Consider the following 15,208-nt stretch of genomic DNA (forward strand, 5'->3'; position numbering starts at 1 on the left):
ATGAGTTTATTGACCGGTTTTGAGCAACCGATAGACCAATCGCAGCACGCTTTTCGTTTGATTCTTAAAGCTTTGAGCGAACCGGGCCACCGGGTGACGCTGCCGAACGGCCCGGCCTGGGCACCGCTGAACGCCGCCAGCACCGCCGCGCTGCTGACGCTGGCCGATCAGGAAACACCGCTGCAGCTGTGCGCGGCGCTTAAAAGTGAGCAAGTGCTAACAAACATTCGTTTTCACAGCGGCGCGCCGCTGGCCGCCACGGCGCAAGAGGTCTGTTTTGCCCTGTTCGATGAGCAGCTGCAGGCCGCCGATCTGCAGGCGTTGCCGCACGGCACGGAAATCTCACCGGAGTTTGGCGCCACGGTCATCGTGCAGCTCGGCGAGCTGGAGAACGGCGCCGCGCTGCGCCTGACCGGCCCCGGCATCGAGAGCCAACGCCTGATCGCGCCACGCCTGCCGCCGGCGCTGCTGGATTACCTGGTCAACCGCCCGCAGCGCTTCCCGCTGGGGCTGGATATTTTGCTGACCTGCGGCGATCGCCTGCTGGCGATCCCGCGGACCACCCGCGTGGAGGTGTGCTGATGTACGTAGCGGTAAAAGGGGGCGAAAAAGCCATTGAGGCCGCCCATCAGCTGCAGGAACAGCTGCGGCGCGGCGACGACGCGCTGCCGGCGATCGGCGCGGAACAAATCGAACAGCAGCTGGGGCTGGCGGTGGATCGGGTGATGACCGAAGGCGGCATCTACGATCGCGAGCTGGCGGCGCTGGCCATCAAACAGGCCAGCGGCGATCTGGTGGAGGCGATCTTCCTGCTGCGCGCCTATCGCACCACCCTGCCGCGCCTGGCGGTCAGCGAGCCGCTGGCCAGCGAAAACATGCGGCTGGAGCGGCGCATCTCGGCGGTTTACAAGGACTTGCCCGGCGGACAGGTGCTGGGGCCGACCTACGACTACACCCACCGGCTGCTGGACTTCGCGCTGCTGGCGGAAGGCGAGGCGCCGCGTGCGCCGCAGGCCGACGAACCGCTGCCGGACAACTGCAGCCACGTGTTCGATCTGTTGTGTCGCCAACAGCTGGCGCGGGAGGAACAGGACGACGGCAGTACGCCGGACGACATCACCCGCAACCCGCCGGTTTACCCCTGCTCGCGCTCGGCGCGCCTGCAGCAGCTGGTGCGCGGCGACGAAGGTTTTCTGCTGGCGCTCGGCTACGCCACCCAGCGCGGCTACGGCCGCAACCACCCGTTCGCCGGCGAGATCCGCACCGGCCACGTTTCGGTGGAGATCGTGCCTGAAGAGCTCGGTTTCGCCATCGATATCGGCGAAATCCTGCTGACCGAGTGCGAAATGGTCAACGGCTTCATCGATCCGCAGGACCACCCGCCGCACTTCACCCGCGGTTACGGGCTGGTGTTCGGCCGCGCCGAACGCAAGGCGATGGCGATGGCGCTGGTGGACCGCGCATTGCAAAGCCCCGACTACGGCGAAGGCGTCGCCGGCCCGGCGCAGGACGAAGAGTTCGTGCTGGCCCACGCCGACAACGTCGAGGCCGCCGGGTTCGTCTCCCATCTCAAGCTGCCGCACTACGTCGACTTCCAGGCCGAACTGGAACTGCTCAAGCGGCTGCGACAGGAATACAGCGAGCGTCAGGAGGCCCGCGATGAGTGAAGTATTGACCGGCTATAACCTCGGCTATCTGGACGAGCAGACCAAGCGCATGATCCGCCGCGCCATCCTCAAGGCGGTGGCGATCCCCGGCTATCAGGTGCCGTTCGGCGGCCGCGAGATGCCGATGCCCTACGGCTGGGGCACCGGCGGCATTCAGCTCACCGCCAGCGTTATCGGCCGCGCCGACGTGCTGAAGGTGATCGACCAGGGCGCCGACGACACCACCAACGCGGTGTCGATCCGCCGCTTCTTCCAGCGTGTCGCCGGGGTGGAAACCACCGAGCGCACGCCGGAGGCCACGCTGATCCAGACCCGTCACCGCATTCCGGAAACCGCACTGCGCGAAGACCAGATCCTGATCTATCAGGTGCCGATCCCGGAGCCGCTGCGCTTTATCGAACCGCGCGAAACCGAGACCCGCAAGATGCACGCGCTGGAGGAGTACGGCGTGATGCAGGTGAAGCTGTATGAAGACATCGCGCGCTACGGCCATATCGCCACCACCTACGCCTACCCGGTGAAGGTCAACGATCGCTACGTGATGGATCCGTCGCCGATCCCGAAATTCGACAACCCGAAAATGCACATGATGCCGGCGCTGCAGCTGTTCGGCGCCGGGCGCGAGAAACGCATCTACGCCCTGCCGCCGTTCACCAAGGTGGAGAGCCTGGACTTCGACGACCACCCGTTTAGCGTGCAGCAGTGGGACGAACCCTGCGCGCTGTGCGGTTCGCGCCACAGCTACCTGGACGAGGTGGTGCTCGACGATCGGGGCAACCGCATGTTCGTCTGTTCGGACACCGACTACTGCCGGCAGCAGCTGGCGCAATCTTCGCAAGAGGCGCAGCACTGATGACTTCCACCCCTTTGAGCACCACCCCGCTGCTGTCGGTGAACCGGCTCACCCACCTGTACGCCCCCGGCAAGGGCTTCAGCGACGTGTCGTTCGACATCTACCCCGGCGAAGTGCTGGGCATCGTCGGCGAATCCGGCTCCGGCAAAACCACGCTGCTGAAATCGATCTCGGCGCGGCTGGCACCGCAGCGCGGGCAGATCCTTTACCGCCCGCAGGCGGGCCAGGAACAGGATCTGTACGCCATGGCGGAGAGCGATCGCCGCCGCCTGCTGCGCACCGACTGGGGCGTAGTGCACCAACACCCGCTCGACGGGCTGCGGCCGCAGGTCTCCGCCGGCGGCAACATCGGCGAACGGCTGATGGCCATCGGCCAGCGCCACTATGGCGACATTCGCCGCCAGGCCGGCCAGTGGCTGGAAGACGTCGAAATCCCGCTGTCGCGCCTCGACGATCTGCCGACCACCTTCTCCGGCGGCATGCAGCAGCGGCTGCAGATCGCCCGCAATCTGGTGACCCACCCCAAGCTGGTGTTTATGGATGAGCCGACCGGCGGACTGGACGTGTCGGTGCAGGCGCGCCTGCTCGATCTGCTGCGCAACCTGGTGGTGGAAATGCAGCTGGCGGCGGTGATCGTCACCCACGATCTCGGCGTAGCGCGGCTGCTGGCCCACCGCCTGCTGGTGATGAAACAGGGCGAAGTGGTGGAGAGCGGCCTGACCGACCGGGTGCTGGACGATCCGCACCACCCCTACACCCAGCTGCTGGTTTCTTCGGTGCTGTCGTAACCCAAGGCGATAACAGATGACTATGCAAATCCGAGTTGAACATCTCAGTAAAACCTTTGTGCTGCACCAGCAGTACGGCACCCGCCTGCCGGTGCTGCACGACGCCAACCTGACGGTCCACGGCGGCGAATGCGTGGTGCTGCACGGCCACTCCGGCAGCGGCAAATCCACCCTGCTGCGCTCGCTGTACGCCAACTACCTGCCGGACAGCGGCCATATCTGGATCAACCACCAGGGCGACTGGCTGGACATGGTCAGCGCCGATGCGCGTCAAATTCTGGCGGTGCGCCGCCATACGCTGGGCTGGGTCAGCCAGTTCCTGCGGGTGATCCCGCGCATCAGCGCGCTGGAGGTGGTGATGCAGCCGCTGCTGGAACAGGGCGTCGAGCGCGCCGAGTGCCGTGACCGCGCCGAAGCGCTGCTCGCAGCGCTCAACGTGCCGCCGCGCCTGTGGCCGCTGGCGCCGTCCACCTTCTCCGGCGGCGAACAGCAGCGGGTGAACATCGCGCGCGGCTTTATCGTCGATTACCCCATTCTGTTGCTGGACGAACCGACCGCCTCGCTCGACAGCCGCAACAGCGCGGCGGTGGTGCAGCTTATCGAACGCGCCAAGGCGCGCGGCGCGGCGATCGTCGGCATTTTTCACGATGAAGGCGTCCGCCAACAGGTCGCCGACCGGCTTTATGACATGCAGGCGCCGCAGGCGCTGGAGGCCCTCTGATGATCGTCAATAACGTTAAGCTGGTGCTGGATGACCAGGTGGTGCAAGGCTCGCTGGAGATGCAGGACGGCGTGATCCGCAGCTTCGCCGACGGCCCGAGCCGGCTGCCGCAGGCGCTGGACGGCGACGGCGGCTGGCTGCTGCCGGGGCTGATCGAGCTGCATACCGACAACCTGGACAAGTTCTTCACCCCGCGCCCGAACGTCGACTGGCCGGCCCATTCGGCGATGAGCAGCCACGACGCGCTGATGGTGGCCAACGGCATCACCACGGTATTGGACGCGGTGGCGATCGGCGACGTACGCGACGGCGGCCACCGGCTGGAAAACCTGCAGAAGATGATCGACGCGGTGATCCACAGCCAGCGCGCCGGGGTGAACCGCGCCGAGCACCGGCTGCACCTGCGCTGCGAGCTGCCGCACGAGAGCACCCTGCCGCTGTTCGAACAGCTGATGGACAAGCCGGGCGTGTCGCTGGTGTCGCTGATGGACCACTCGCCGGGCCAGCGCCAGTTCGCCTCGCGCGAAAAATACCGCGAATATTATCAGGGCAAATATCACCTCAACGACCAGCAGATGAGCGAGTACGAGGAGCAGCAGGTCGCCCTGTCCGCCCGCTGGGCCGCGCCGAACCGCGAGGCGATCGCCGCCCATTGCCGCGCGCGCCGCATCTCGCTGGCCAGCCATGACGACGCCACCGCCGCGCACGTGGCCGAGTCCTGCGCGCTGGGCAGCGCCATCGCCGAGTTCCCCACCACCGAGGCGGCCGCCCGCGCCTCGCACCAGCAGGGCCTGCAGGTGCTGATGGGCGCGCCGAACATCGTGCGCGGCGGCTCCCACTCCGGCAACGTGGCGGCGCACCATCTGGCGGCGCTGGGGGTGCTGGATATCCTCTCTTCCGATTATTACCCGGCCAGCCTGCTGGACGCGGCGTTTCGCCTCGCGGCGGACGAACGCAACGCCTACGATCTGCCCCAGGCGGTGCGCATGATCACCCGCAACCCGGCGCGGGCGCTGGATCTGCAGGATCGCGGCACCCTCGCCGAAGGGCTGCGGGCGGATCTGGTGCTGGCGCGGCCGCACGGTGAGCACGTTTACGTGCAGAACGTGTGGCGTCAGGGCAGGCAGGTGTTCTGATGGCGCGGCTCATCTACCTGATGGGGCCTTCCGGCGCAGGCAAGGACAGCCTGCTGGCCGCGCTGCGGGCCGACGCCGACCGCGCGCCGCTGGTGGCGCACCGTTACATCACCCGGCCGGCGGACGCCGGCTGCGAGAATCACATCGCGCTGAGCGAACCGGAATTTCTGCGCCGCCGCGCCAAGGGGCTGTTCGCGCTCGACTGGCAGGCCCACCAGCAGCGCTACGCGTTCGGGATCGAAGTGGATCTTTGGCTGCTGCAGGGGATCGACGTGGCGGTCAACGGTTCGCGCGCCCACCTGCCGCAGGCGCAGCAGCGCTATGGCGCGCAGCTGCTGCCGGTGTGCCTGCAGGTCAGCGCCGCTATCCTGCGCCGCCGCCTGCAGGATCGCGGACGAGAAAGCGCCGAACAGATCGAGCAGCGCCTGGCGCGGGCGGCGGAATATCAGCAGAGTCTGCCCGCCGGCTGCCGGGTGCTGCACAACGACGGCCCACTCGACGACACCCTGGCGGCGCTGCTGGCGCTGCTGCCTACCGCCACCCGACAAGCTCAGGACGCGACGCCATGAACGACTTTGCCCAGCCGAAAATCGGCGACAACGTGACCCTTAACCGCACCCGGCTCGGCCAATATGTGCATCTGGCCGACGATGCGATCCTGGAAGAGGTGGAGATGGGGGACTACTCCTACACCGCCGGGCACAACCAGATCTTTTACGCCACTATAGGCAAGTTCGTCTCCATCGCCTCCTATGCGCGCATCAATCCCGGCAACCACCCGACCTATCAGCGCGTCGCGCAGCACCACTTCACCTACCGCGCCGCCGAATACGGGCTGGGGGAAGACGACGCGGCGTTCTTCGACTGGCGGCGCGAGCACCACGTCACCGTCGGCCACGACGTGTGGATCGGCCATAACGCCATCCTGATGCCGGGCGTCAGCATCGGCAACGGCGCGGTGATCGGCAGCGCGGCGGTGGTCACCAAGGACGTGGAGCCCTACAGCATCGTCGCCGGCGTGGCGGCCAAGAAGATCGGCATGCGCTTTGACGACGCGCTGATAGAACGCATCGAACGCAGCCAGTGGTGGCACTGGGATCACGCCACGCTGCAGGCGCGGCTGGCGGATTTTCGCGACATCAACCGCTTTGCCCAGAAGTACCTTTAACGGAGGGGAGCGATGCAACTGACCTTTCTCGGCACCGGCGGCGCGCAGCAGGTGCCGGTGTTCGGCTGCGACTGCCTGATCTGCCAACGGGCGCGGCGCGAACCGGCATTTCGGCGGCGAGCGTGCAGCGCCATGCTTAACTATCAGGGGGAAACGACCTTATTGGATGCGGGATTGCCGGCTTTGGAGCGGCGATTTTCGGCGGGGCAAATTCAACGTTTTTTACTGACACATTACCACATGGATCACGTTCAGGGGTTATTTCCTTTGCGTTGGGGGTGCGGAAATTCCATTCCGGTGTATGGCCCGCCGGATGAACAGGGCTGCGATGACCTGTTCAAACACCCCGGCATTCTGGCGTTTCAGCCGCCGCTGGCGCCCTTTGCCACCGTCGAGCTGGGCGGCATGCGCATCACTCCGCTGCCGCTGCAACACTCCAAACTGACCCACGGCTATCTGATCCAGGCGGCGGGCGCTGCGCTGGCCTACCTGACCGACACCGTCGGCCTGCCGCCGGCCACCGCCGACTATCTGCAAAACGTGGCGCTGGATCTGCTGGTGCTCGATTGCAGCCTGCCGCCTCAGCCGCAGGCGCCGCGCAACCACAACGACCTGACCCGCGCGCAGGAGACGCAGCGGTTGCTGCAGCCCAAACGCACGCTGCTGACGCACATCAGCCATCATCTCGATCTGTGGCTGCTGGACAACGAACTGCCCGCCGGGCTGGAGCTGGCGTTCGATCACCTCAGCGTCAGCCTCGGTAGCAGTGCAGCCGATCCGACTCCAGCACCCTGACCCCTTCGCCCGGCGTGAACGCCTGTTGCAGCAGCGTATGCGCCACGTCTTTGGCGGAGACGGCGCGCCATTTACCGGGCAGCAGCCTGAACAGCGGCAGCGTGAGACGCTCCATCAGGCGCGGCGCGTGGCGATTCCCCACCAGCATGGAAGGCCGCACCAGCGTCAGGCGCGGCCAGTGCTGTTCGCGCAGCGCCTGCTCCATCTCGCCTTTGGTGCGGTTATACAGGAAGGTGGAATCCGCGTTGGCACCCAACGCGCTCACCACCAGGCAGTGCTGCGCCCCCAAGCGGCGGCCGGTCAGCGCGCTCTCCACCACCAGTTGATAATCGACGTAGCGGAAGGCATCGGCGCTGCCCGCCGCCCGGCGGGTGGTGCCCAGGCAGCAGAACACCAGATCAACCGGTTGCTGTAGGCTACTCAGCAACTCGAACAGCGCATCGCCGATCGGATTGGTCAGCTTGCCGTGCGGTGGCAGCGGCGTGCGCGTCGGCGCCACGATGGCCGTTATCTGCGGATCGCTTTGCAACAACTGCAACAACTCGCGCCCCACCAGCCCGGTTGCGCCGACTAACAGTGCTCGCGCCATGCAATCTCCCGTTGTAATCAATACGTCGACTTAAAGTATAGACCGCGCCCAATGCAGCTTCTTGCCGAAGCCGAGGGTGTTGTCGGTCATCTTCACCTCGTGCAGATCCAGCCGCCAAACCGAGGCCTTCATCGCCCTGGCGATCGGGAAGCGCTTGCAGTAACGCGTGCGCGCCGCCTCGGCTTCTTCGCCGCTCAGCAGCACCGCCTCGGCGCGGTACTGCACGCCGCGGATCAGCGCGATGCTTTTCGGCTTCGGCGCGATGGTGCCGACCACCCGGCCGTTGTTCAGCATCAGCCCGCCGTGGCGGGTGTGCGGTTCGGTCATCAGCCACAGCGCCATCATCGCGGCGTCGAACACGTAAAAACAGTTGGCGCACCACATGTCGAGACCGTCGCCGGCGCACAGCGTCAACACGTGCTGTTTGCCGATGAAATCCGCAATCTGCTGCCGTTGTTCTGGGGTATTCAAGGTTACTCGCCTCCCTGTTCACTCACTTCATCTTACCCTGCGTTGTTGAGGCGAGTCACAAATAACGATAATCATCAAAAACTAAAAATGAATATAAAAACACAATAAATGCATTTTTATCAATTTAAGCCCAAAGCGGCTTTATAACATAAAAAATACAAGACGGATTTATTTGATCGTTATGCAACCGGTTAATCGAGCGATTTTATTGTTCCCATCCTGATGGTACGTAAATTTAGTGCCCCCGTCCGGAGCCGATTATCAATTCGTTTACATGCCCGCTAGCCCGCCAGAACGCTGTTTATGCAACTCATTGCATAACAGGTGAATAGTTATTTATAAATACCGGCATTTATGTGACTACCATCACGATTTTTAGCCCACCTTGCGTTAAAATAGCGCCATCTTTTCACTCAGCAAGGTGGATTAGAAAATGGAAAACAATAACCGCAAAATGGCGCATATCAGGCGCACAACCCATATTATGATGATGGCTCATCGCAGCTGCTTTAGCTTCGCATTCTTCAACTACAGATAACCCTCCCCCCTCGCTCTTACGCCGTTAATAAGAGTGTCATTGCGTTTTTATTTATTCTCCGCACGCCGGTGATAATACCTCTTTCTCGCTAACCGGGAAGGACACGCAATTCATTCTTAATTTCGGCCAAGCGCATCCAAGCTAAATAAAACAGCGAACACAGTTAATGCCTTTCGGCATCACTGGGTTCTCGCACACTTTTATTTTCGTGAAGGCGTTAGCGGCAAATGGAATTATTTGCCGGCGGACGGCCTTTGCCTGAAGAATGAGAAAAATGAAAAAATTAAAAATTGCCGCCAACACCCAAACCCTCGGCTGCTTTGAAACTGAACGCGACATCGTCGACGTGCATCACAGCGATTTCAATGACGTCGCCGCCATCGTGCTGTCGGTAGATGATGTCACGCAAGGTATGTTGGCGCGCATCGAAGAACACGGCCTGAACATTCCGCTGTTCGTCGCTGTCTGCTGCGAAGAAGAGCTGGATAACGCCGTATTGCCGGCGCTGCACGGCGTGTTTGAGCTGTGCGGCAAGAATACCCAGTTCTACGGCAAACAGCTGGAGGCCGCCGCCGCCAAATATGAGAGCGAGCTGCTGCCGCCGTTCTTCAACACGCTGACGCAGTATGTGGAAATGGGCAACGCCACCTTCGCCTGCCCCGGCCACCAGGGCGGCGAGTTCTTCCGCAAACACCCGGCGGGCCGCCAGTTCTTTGACTTCTACGGCGAAACGCTTTTCCGCTCCGACATGTGCAACGCCGACGTCAAACTGGGCGATCTGTTGATCCACGAAGGCGCGCCTTGCGCCGCTCAGCAGCACGCCGCCAAGGTGTTCAACGCCGACAAGACCTACTTCGTGCTCAACGGCACCTCGGCCTCGAACAAGGTGGCGACCAACGCCCTGCTGACGCGCGGCGACCTGGTACTGTTCGACCGCAACAACCATAAATCCAACCACCACGGCGCGTTGATCCAGGCCGGCGCTACGCCGGTTTACCTGGAAACCGCCCGCAACCCGTTCGGCTTTATCGGCGGCATCGACGCGCACTGCTTCGACGAAGGCTACCTGCGCCAACAGATCCGCGAAGTGGCGCCGGAACGCGCCAACGAAGCCCGCCCGTTCCGCCTGGCGATCATCCAGCTCGGCACCTACGACGGCACCATCTACAACGCCCGCCAGGTGGTCGACAAGATTGGCCACCTGTGCGACTACATCCTGTTCGACTCCGCCTGGGTGGGCTATGAGCAGTTCATTCCGATGATGAAAGACTGCTCGCCGCTGCTGCTGGAACTGAACGAGAACGATCCCGGCATCATCGTCACCCAGTCGGTGCACAAACAGCAGGCCGGCTTCTCGCAAACCTCGCAGATCCACAAAAAAGACAGGCACATCAAGGGCCAGAGCCGCTACTGCAACCACAAGCGCTTCAACAACGCCTTTATGCTGCACGCCTCCACCAGCCCGTTCTATCCGCTGTTCGCCGCGCTGGACGTCAACGCCAAGATGCACGAGGGCAAAAGCGGCCAGCGCCTGTGGCAGGAGTGCGTGCGCGTGGGGATCGAAGCGCGCAAAATGCTGCTGGACACCTGCACGATGATCAAACCCTTCGTGCCGGATCAGATCGACGGCAAACCGTGGCAGGCCTATGACACCGCGGCGATGGCCAACGATCTGCGCTTCTTCAACTTCGTGCCCGGCGAGAAATGGCACGCCTTCGAGGGCTATGCCGAATCGCAGTACTTCGTCGATCCGTGCAAACTGCTGCTCACCACGCCGGGCATCGATACCGCGACCGGCAGCTACAGCGAATTCGGCATCCCGGCGACCATTCTGGCCAACTACCTGCGTGAAAACGGCATCGTGCCGGAAAAATGCGATCTCAACTCGATCCTGTTCCTGCTGACGCCGGCGGAAGACATCGCCAAGATGCAGCATCTGGTGGCCCTGATCGCCCGCTTCGAGAAGCACATCGAGCAGAACTCCCTGCTCAGCGAGGTGCTGCCTGCGGTCTATAAAAACCACCAGCAGCGCTACAAAAACTACACCATCCGCCAGCTGTGCCAGGAAATGCACGACCTTTACGTCAGCTACGACGTTAAAGAGCTGCAAAAAGAGATGTTCCGCAAAAGTTATTTCCCGCGCGTGGTGATGAATCCGCAGGACGCCAATACCGAGTTCGTGCGCGGCAATGTGGAATTGGTCTCGCTGGCTAAAGCCGAGGGCCGCATCGCCGCCGAAGGCGCCCTGCCTTACCCGCCTGGCGTGCTGTGCGTCGTGCCCGGTGAAATTTGGGGTGGCGCCGCGCAGCGTTATTTCCTGGCATTGGAAGAAGGCATCAACTTATTGCCGGGATTCGCACCGGAATTGCAGGGCGTTTATATCCAACAGGATGAGGACGGCTGGAACCGCGCTTACGGCTACGTCATGAAAAATTAATCACCTTACGGGGCGGCGATTATTCTCGCCGCCCGGATCGCATCCTAAAAGAGAAAATGATCATGAGTAAGTCCAATAATAAAATGGGGGTCGTGCAATTAACGATCCTGACCGCCGTGAATATGATGGGTTCCGGCATAATTATGCTGCCGACCAAGCTGGCCGAAGTGGGCACGATTTCGATCGTTTCCTGGCTGGTGACCGCCGTCGGCTCGATGGCGCTGGCCTACGCGTTCGCCAAATGCGGCATGTTCAGCCGTAAATCCGGCGGCATGGGCGGCTACGCCGAATACGCCTTCGGCAAATCAGGCAACTTTATGGCGAACTACACCTACGGCGTTTCGCTGCTGATCGCCAACATCGCCATCGCCATTTCCGCCGTCGGCTACGGCACCGAGCTGTTTGGCGCTACGCTTAGCCCGCTTGGGATCTGTATCGCCACCATCGGCGTGCTGTGGCTGGCGACCGTCGCCAACTTCGGCGGTGCGCGCATCACCGGCAAAATCAGCGGCATCACCGTCTGGGGCGTGATCATTCCGGTGGTGGGCATCTCGGTTGTCGGTTGGTACTGGTTCAGCGGCAGCGCCTACGTCGCCGCCTGGAACCCACATCAGGTGCCGACCTTCGAAGCCATCGGCGCCTCGATCTCGATGACCCTGTGGGCGTTTCTCGGGCTGGAATCCGCCTGCGCCAACACCGACGTGGTGGAAAACCCGGAGCGCAACGTGCCGATCGCCGTACTGGGCGGCACCCTCAGCGCGGCGGTGATCTATATCATTTCGACCAACGTGATCGCCGGCATCGTGCCGAACATGGATCTGGCCAACTCCACCGCCCCGTTCGGGCTGGCGTTCTCCCACATGTTCAACCCGACGGTCGGCAAGATCATCATGGCGTTGATGGTCATGTCCTGCGTCGGCTCGCTGCTCGGCTGGCAGTTCACCATCGCTCAGGTGTTCAAATCCTCCGCCGACAGCGGCTTCTTCCCGAAAATCTTCTCCAAGCTGAGCAAGGCCGACGCGCCGGTTAAAGGCATGCTGACCATCGTCGTCATCCAGAGCGGCCTGTCGCTGATGACCATCAGCCCGTCGCTGAACAAGCAGTTCAACGTGCTGGTGAACCTGGCGGTGGTGACCAACATCATCCCTTATATCCTGTCGATGGCGGCGCTGGTCATTATTCAAAAAGTGGCGAAAGTGCCGGACAACAAGGCGCGCATCGCCAATATCATCGCCGGCATCGGCGCGCTGTACAGCTTCTACGCGCTCTACAGCTCCGGTGAGGAAGCGATGATGTGGGGCGCCATCGCCACCTTCCTCGGCTGGACGCTGTACGGCATCGTTTCGCCGCGCTTCGAGCTGGCGGGAAAAAAGGGGTAAAGCGGTAGGGCACCGGCGGCCGGGGATGGGATTGTGATGGCGAACATGCCATCATACGCCGACCCTGGCCACCGAAACGGCGTACGATGACCGACACTTCCCCCACTCTCTGGCACCTCTACATGCTGCGTTTACCGAGCGGCATGCTGTATACCGGCATCACCACCGACGTGGCGCGCCGCCTGGCGCAGCATCAGGCCGGCAAAGGCGCCAAGGCGCTGCGCGGCAAAGGGGTATTGACGCTGGCGTTTCACTGCCAGGTGGGAGATCGCTCAACGGCGCTGAAGCTGGAATACCGCGTCAAACAGCTGAGCAAAATACAAAAAGAGCGGCTGGTGAGTCACCCGCCGCTGTCGTTGGAGTATCTATTACCCGTCGTCGTTAAAAGCGATTAAACGGCGCCGAAAAAGCCACTTCGCCGCTGACGCCATTCAGGGCATCTTCCGCCAGCGGATACACCTGGAACGCGCTTTCCGTGTCCGGCCAGCGGCAGTGCAGGCCATAGGCGGCGGCCGGTTTAAAGCCGAAGCGGCCGTAGTAGGCCGGCTCGCCCAGCACCACCACTGCGGCGTAGCTGAATTCGTTCAGCGAATCCAAGCCTTCATACACCAGCTTTTCAGCCAGCCCCTGACGGCGCAGGCTTTCATCTACCGCCAGCGGTGCCAGCGCCACCCATTGGCGGTCTTCGCCGGCCACGTCCACCGGGCTGAACGCGGCGTACCCCACCACCCCGCCTTCGTCGTCAGTGGCGACCACGCCCAGCGTCAGCAGGCCGTCTTCCCGCAGCTGCTGCACCAGATCGGCTTCGTCGTCGCGGCCAAAGGCGCGGCGCAGCAAGGCGTCGATGCCCGCCGCGTCTACCGGGATCTCTACGCGGATCAGCATGATACCGCCACACGGGAAGCCGACGCCGTGCCCTCCTGCAACCCTGCTTCGACAAAATCAGCCAACTGCAACAGCCCCATGCGCAGCGGCGCGGGCATGCTTTCCAGCTCGATGGCGTCCATCAAATTTTTCACATACAGGCCCAATTCGGTATCCCCTTCAATCTGCAGCCGACGCTGAAAGAACAGCGTATCCGGATCTTGCTTGCGCGCCGCGATCAGGATCAGATCGTTGGCGTCACCGCTGAAGCTGACGTCCGCTTCGGCGTGCTGGCTGACCACCAGTTTGTCGTTTTCTACCGTCATAAACCATTGTAGCGCCAGATCGCGAACTTCGATCTTCAGCCAGCGCGATTCGAGAAATTCCAGATCCCCATCCGCCAACGCCTGGCGGAACTGCCAGCTCAGCACCTGTTGCAACAGCTGGCGCTGCAGGGCGAACGGCGTGAATTTCAGCGGGATGCGCAGCAGCGACGGCCCCTGGCGCACAAGGCGTGCTCGTAGTTGTTCCAACACGGTCATCCACTCCTTTCAATACGGACTACCGCTATTTTGCCACACTGGCGCGCGGCTTCAGCGGTCTATATCAACAAATAGTGCATTTCACCGCCATGTTTATCAATACGCCATAAGCTGCCTCAAATCAAAACCTGTGTGCGCCCCTTTGCCTAAAATGGCCTCCCCGATTCGCGTTTGCCGGCGGAACACCGCCGTCGGCAACCTTTAAAAGACAGCGTGCGCCCGGCCGGGCGCACGGCTAAGCCAGGATAAATCTATGGAGCTGCTTTGTCCCGCCGGCAACCTGCCGGCCCTGAAGGCCGCGGTGGATAACGGCGCCGACGCCGTTTACATCGGCCTGAAAGACGATACCAACGCGCGCCACTTCGCCGGCCTCAACTTCACCGAGAAAAAGCTGCAGGAAGCGGTCGATTACGTACACCGCCACGGCCGCAAGCTGCATATCGCCATCAACACCTTCGCCCATCCCGACGGCTACGCCCGCTGGCAGCGCGCGGTGGATATGGCGGCCCAACTGGGCGCCGACGCGCTGATTCTGGCGGATCTGGCGATGCTGGAATACGCCGCCCAGCGCTACCCGCAGCTGGAGCGCCACGTTTCGGTGCAGGCCTCCGCCACCAACGAGGAAGCGATCCGCTTCTACCAACGCAACTTCGAGGTGGGCCGGGTGGTGCTGCCACGCGTGCTGTCGATGCATCAGGTGAAACAGCTGGCGCGCACCAGCCCGGTGCCTCTGGAAGTGTTCGCCTTCGGCAGCCTGTGCATCATGGCCGAGGGGCGCTGCTATCTCTCTTCCTACCTGACCGGCGAGTCGCCGAACACCGTCGGCGCCTGTTCGCCGGCGCGCTTCGTGCGCTGGCAGCAAACCCCGCAGGGCATGGAGTCGCGCCTGAACGACGTGCTAATCGACCGCTATCAGGATCATGAAAACGCCGGTTACCCGACGCTGTGCAAGGGCCGCTATCTGGTGGACGACGTGCGCTACCACGCGCTGGAAGAGCCCACCAGTCTCAATACGCTGGAGCTGCTGCCGGAGCTGCTGGCCGCCAACATCGCCTCGGTGAAGATCGAAGGCCGCCAGCGCAGCCCGGCTTACGTCAGCCAGGTGGCACGCGTCTGGCGCCAGGCGATCGACCGTTGCCAGGCCGATCCGGCCGCCTACCGCGCCGACGCCGCTTGGATGGAGACGCTGGGCGCGATGTCCGAGGGCACCCAAACCACGCTGGGCGCCTATCACCGCAAATGGCAGTAGCCGGAGGAAGC

General features: G+C 62.8%; 18 protein-coding genes. 14 read left to right on the forward strand and 4 right to left on the reverse strand.

Annotated elements, in window-relative coordinates; genetic code table 11:
• From phnH to phnP, 9 genes are read left to right on the forward strand one after another with little or no spacing between them, the layout of a single operon-like run.
• Entirely contained in the window at positions 1-582 is a 582-nt protein-coding gene (phnH, locus tag ACYF6X_RS18085; RefSeq protein ID WP_060428780.1) for a phosphonate C-P lyase system protein PhnH, read from the forward strand.
• Positions 582-1,667, forward strand: coding sequence for a carbon-phosphorus lyase complex subunit (locus tag ACYF6X_RS18090; RefSeq protein ID WP_130017367.1), 1,086 nt, complete (start codon positions 582-584; stop codon positions 1,665-1,667). Before phnH ends, ACYF6X_RS18090 begins: the two co-directional genes overlap by 1 nt.
• Positions 1,660-2,520 carry an alpha-D-ribose 1-methylphosphonate 5-phosphate C-P-lyase PhnJ gene (locus ACYF6X_RS18095; protein ID WP_004933420.1) on the forward strand — a complete coding sequence of 287 codons (861 nt, stop codon included), beginning with the start codon at positions 1,660-1,662 and terminating at the stop codon, positions 2,518-2,520. The genes ACYF6X_RS18090 and ACYF6X_RS18095 overlap by 8 nt, the downstream gene beginning before the upstream one ends.
• Positions 2,520-3,308, forward strand: a complete 789-nt coding sequence (gene phnK, locus ACYF6X_RS18100; RefSeq protein WP_038879071.1) for a phosphonate C-P lyase system protein PhnK — start codon at positions 2,520-2,522, stop codon at positions 3,306-3,308. Before ACYF6X_RS18095 ends, phnK begins: the two co-directional genes overlap by 1 nt.
• 16 nt (positions 3,309-3,324) lie before the next feature.
• Positions 3,325-4,029, forward strand: a complete 705-nt coding sequence (gene phnL, locus ACYF6X_RS18105) for a phosphonate C-P lyase system protein PhnL (protein ID WP_130017366.1) — start codon at positions 3,325-3,327, stop codon at positions 4,027-4,029.
• Positions 4,029-5,165 (forward strand): alpha-D-ribose 1-methylphosphonate 5-triphosphate diphosphatase, encoded by a 1,137-nt coding sequence (phnM, locus tag ACYF6X_RS18110; RefSeq protein ID WP_015376433.1) that lies wholly within the window; start codon positions 4,029-4,031, stop codon positions 5,163-5,165. The genes phnL and phnM overlap by 1 nt, the downstream gene beginning before the upstream one ends.
• On the forward strand, positions 5,165-5,734 hold the full coding sequence (phnN, locus tag ACYF6X_RS18115; RefSeq protein ID WP_033636843.1) for a ribose 1,5-bisphosphokinase: 570 nt from the start codon (positions 5,165-5,167) through the stop codon (positions 5,732-5,734). The genes phnM and phnN overlap by 1 nt, the downstream gene beginning before the upstream one ends.
• Positions 5,731-6,333, forward strand: coding sequence for a DapH/DapD/GlmU-related protein (locus tag ACYF6X_RS18120; RefSeq protein ID WP_130017365.1), 603 nt, complete (start codon positions 5,731-5,733; stop codon positions 6,331-6,333). Before phnN ends, ACYF6X_RS18120 begins: the two co-directional genes overlap by 4 nt.
• A gap of 12 nt (positions 6,334-6,345) precedes the next feature.
• Positions 6,346-7,128 (forward strand): phosphonate metabolism protein PhnP, encoded by a 783-nt coding sequence (gene phnP / locus ACYF6X_RS18125; RefSeq protein ID WP_033641671.1) that lies wholly within the window; start codon positions 6,346-6,348, stop codon positions 7,126-7,128.
• On the opposite strand, the gene ACYF6X_RS18130 is transcribed toward phnP, so the two are convergent.
• Both ACYF6X_RS18130 and ACYF6X_RS18135 read right to left on the reverse strand, forming a co-directional pair.
• Complete coding sequence (locus ACYF6X_RS18130; RefSeq protein WP_130017364.1) at positions 7,085-7,717, reverse strand: NAD(P)H-binding protein; 633 nt, start codon at positions 7,715-7,717, stop codon at positions 7,085-7,087. The genes phnP and ACYF6X_RS18130 overlap by 44 nt on opposite strands.
• A 30-nt stretch (positions 7,718-7,747) precedes the next feature.
• The gene (locus tag ACYF6X_RS18135; protein ID WP_130017363.1) at positions 7,748-8,188 is read right to left on the reverse strand and encodes a YhbP family protein; all 441 of its coding nucleotides are present in this window, start codon (positions 8,186-8,188) and stop codon (positions 7,748-7,750) included.
• A 433-nt stretch (positions 8,189-8,621) separates the two neighbouring features.
• Between ACYF6X_RS18135 and speFL the strand changes: the two genes are divergently transcribed.
• From speFL to ACYF6X_RS18155, 4 genes are all read left to right on the forward strand, one after another.
• Positions 8,622-8,726: a leader peptide SpeFL gene (gene speFL, locus ACYF6X_RS18140; protein ID WP_004933443.1), complete on the forward strand. Its 105-nt coding sequence runs from the start codon at positions 8,622-8,624 to the stop codon at positions 8,724-8,726.
• A 274-nt stretch (positions 8,727-9,000) separates the two neighbouring features.
• Positions 9,001-11,163 (forward strand): ornithine decarboxylase SpeF, encoded by a 2,163-nt coding sequence (speF, locus tag ACYF6X_RS18145; protein WP_130017362.1) that lies wholly within the window; start codon positions 9,001-9,003, stop codon positions 11,161-11,163.
• 62 nt (positions 11,164-11,225) lie between these two features.
• Positions 11,226-12,542 carry a putrescine-ornithine antiporter gene (potE, locus tag ACYF6X_RS18150; protein ID WP_063991656.1) on the forward strand — a complete coding sequence of 439 codons (1,317 nt, stop codon included), beginning with the start codon at positions 11,226-11,228 and terminating at the stop codon, positions 12,540-12,542.
• A gap of 86 nt (positions 12,543-12,628) precedes the next feature.
• Positions 12,629-12,937: a GIY-YIG nuclease family protein gene (locus ACYF6X_RS18155; protein WP_165384360.1), complete on the forward strand. Its 309-nt coding sequence runs from the start codon at positions 12,629-12,631 to the stop codon at positions 12,935-12,937.
• Here ACYF6X_RS18155 and ACYF6X_RS18160 read toward each other — a convergent pair.
• Both ACYF6X_RS18160 and ubiT read right to left on the reverse strand, forming a co-directional pair.
• Positions 12,924-13,427, reverse strand: a complete 504-nt coding sequence (locus ACYF6X_RS18160; RefSeq protein WP_049201571.1) for a GNAT family N-acetyltransferase — start codon at positions 13,425-13,427, stop codon at positions 12,924-12,926. The genes ACYF6X_RS18155 and ACYF6X_RS18160 overlap by 14 nt on opposite strands.
• Positions 13,421-13,942, reverse strand: a complete 522-nt coding sequence (gene ubiT, locus ACYF6X_RS18165; RefSeq protein WP_039567957.1) for a ubiquinone anaerobic biosynthesis accessory factor UbiT — start codon at positions 13,940-13,942, stop codon at positions 13,421-13,423. The genes ACYF6X_RS18160 and ubiT overlap by 7 nt, the downstream gene beginning before the upstream one ends.
• 259 nt (positions 13,943-14,201) lie before the next feature.
• Between ubiT and ubiU the strand changes: the two genes are divergently transcribed.
• Positions 14,202-15,197, forward strand: a complete 996-nt coding sequence (gene ubiU, locus ACYF6X_RS18170; protein ID WP_015376422.1) for a ubiquinone anaerobic biosynthesis protein UbiU — start codon at positions 14,202-14,204, stop codon at positions 15,195-15,197.
• The last annotated feature ends 11 nt before the right edge of the window (positions 15,198-15,208 follow it).

The organism is Serratia sp. ID 25-353, from assembly GCF_054792795.1.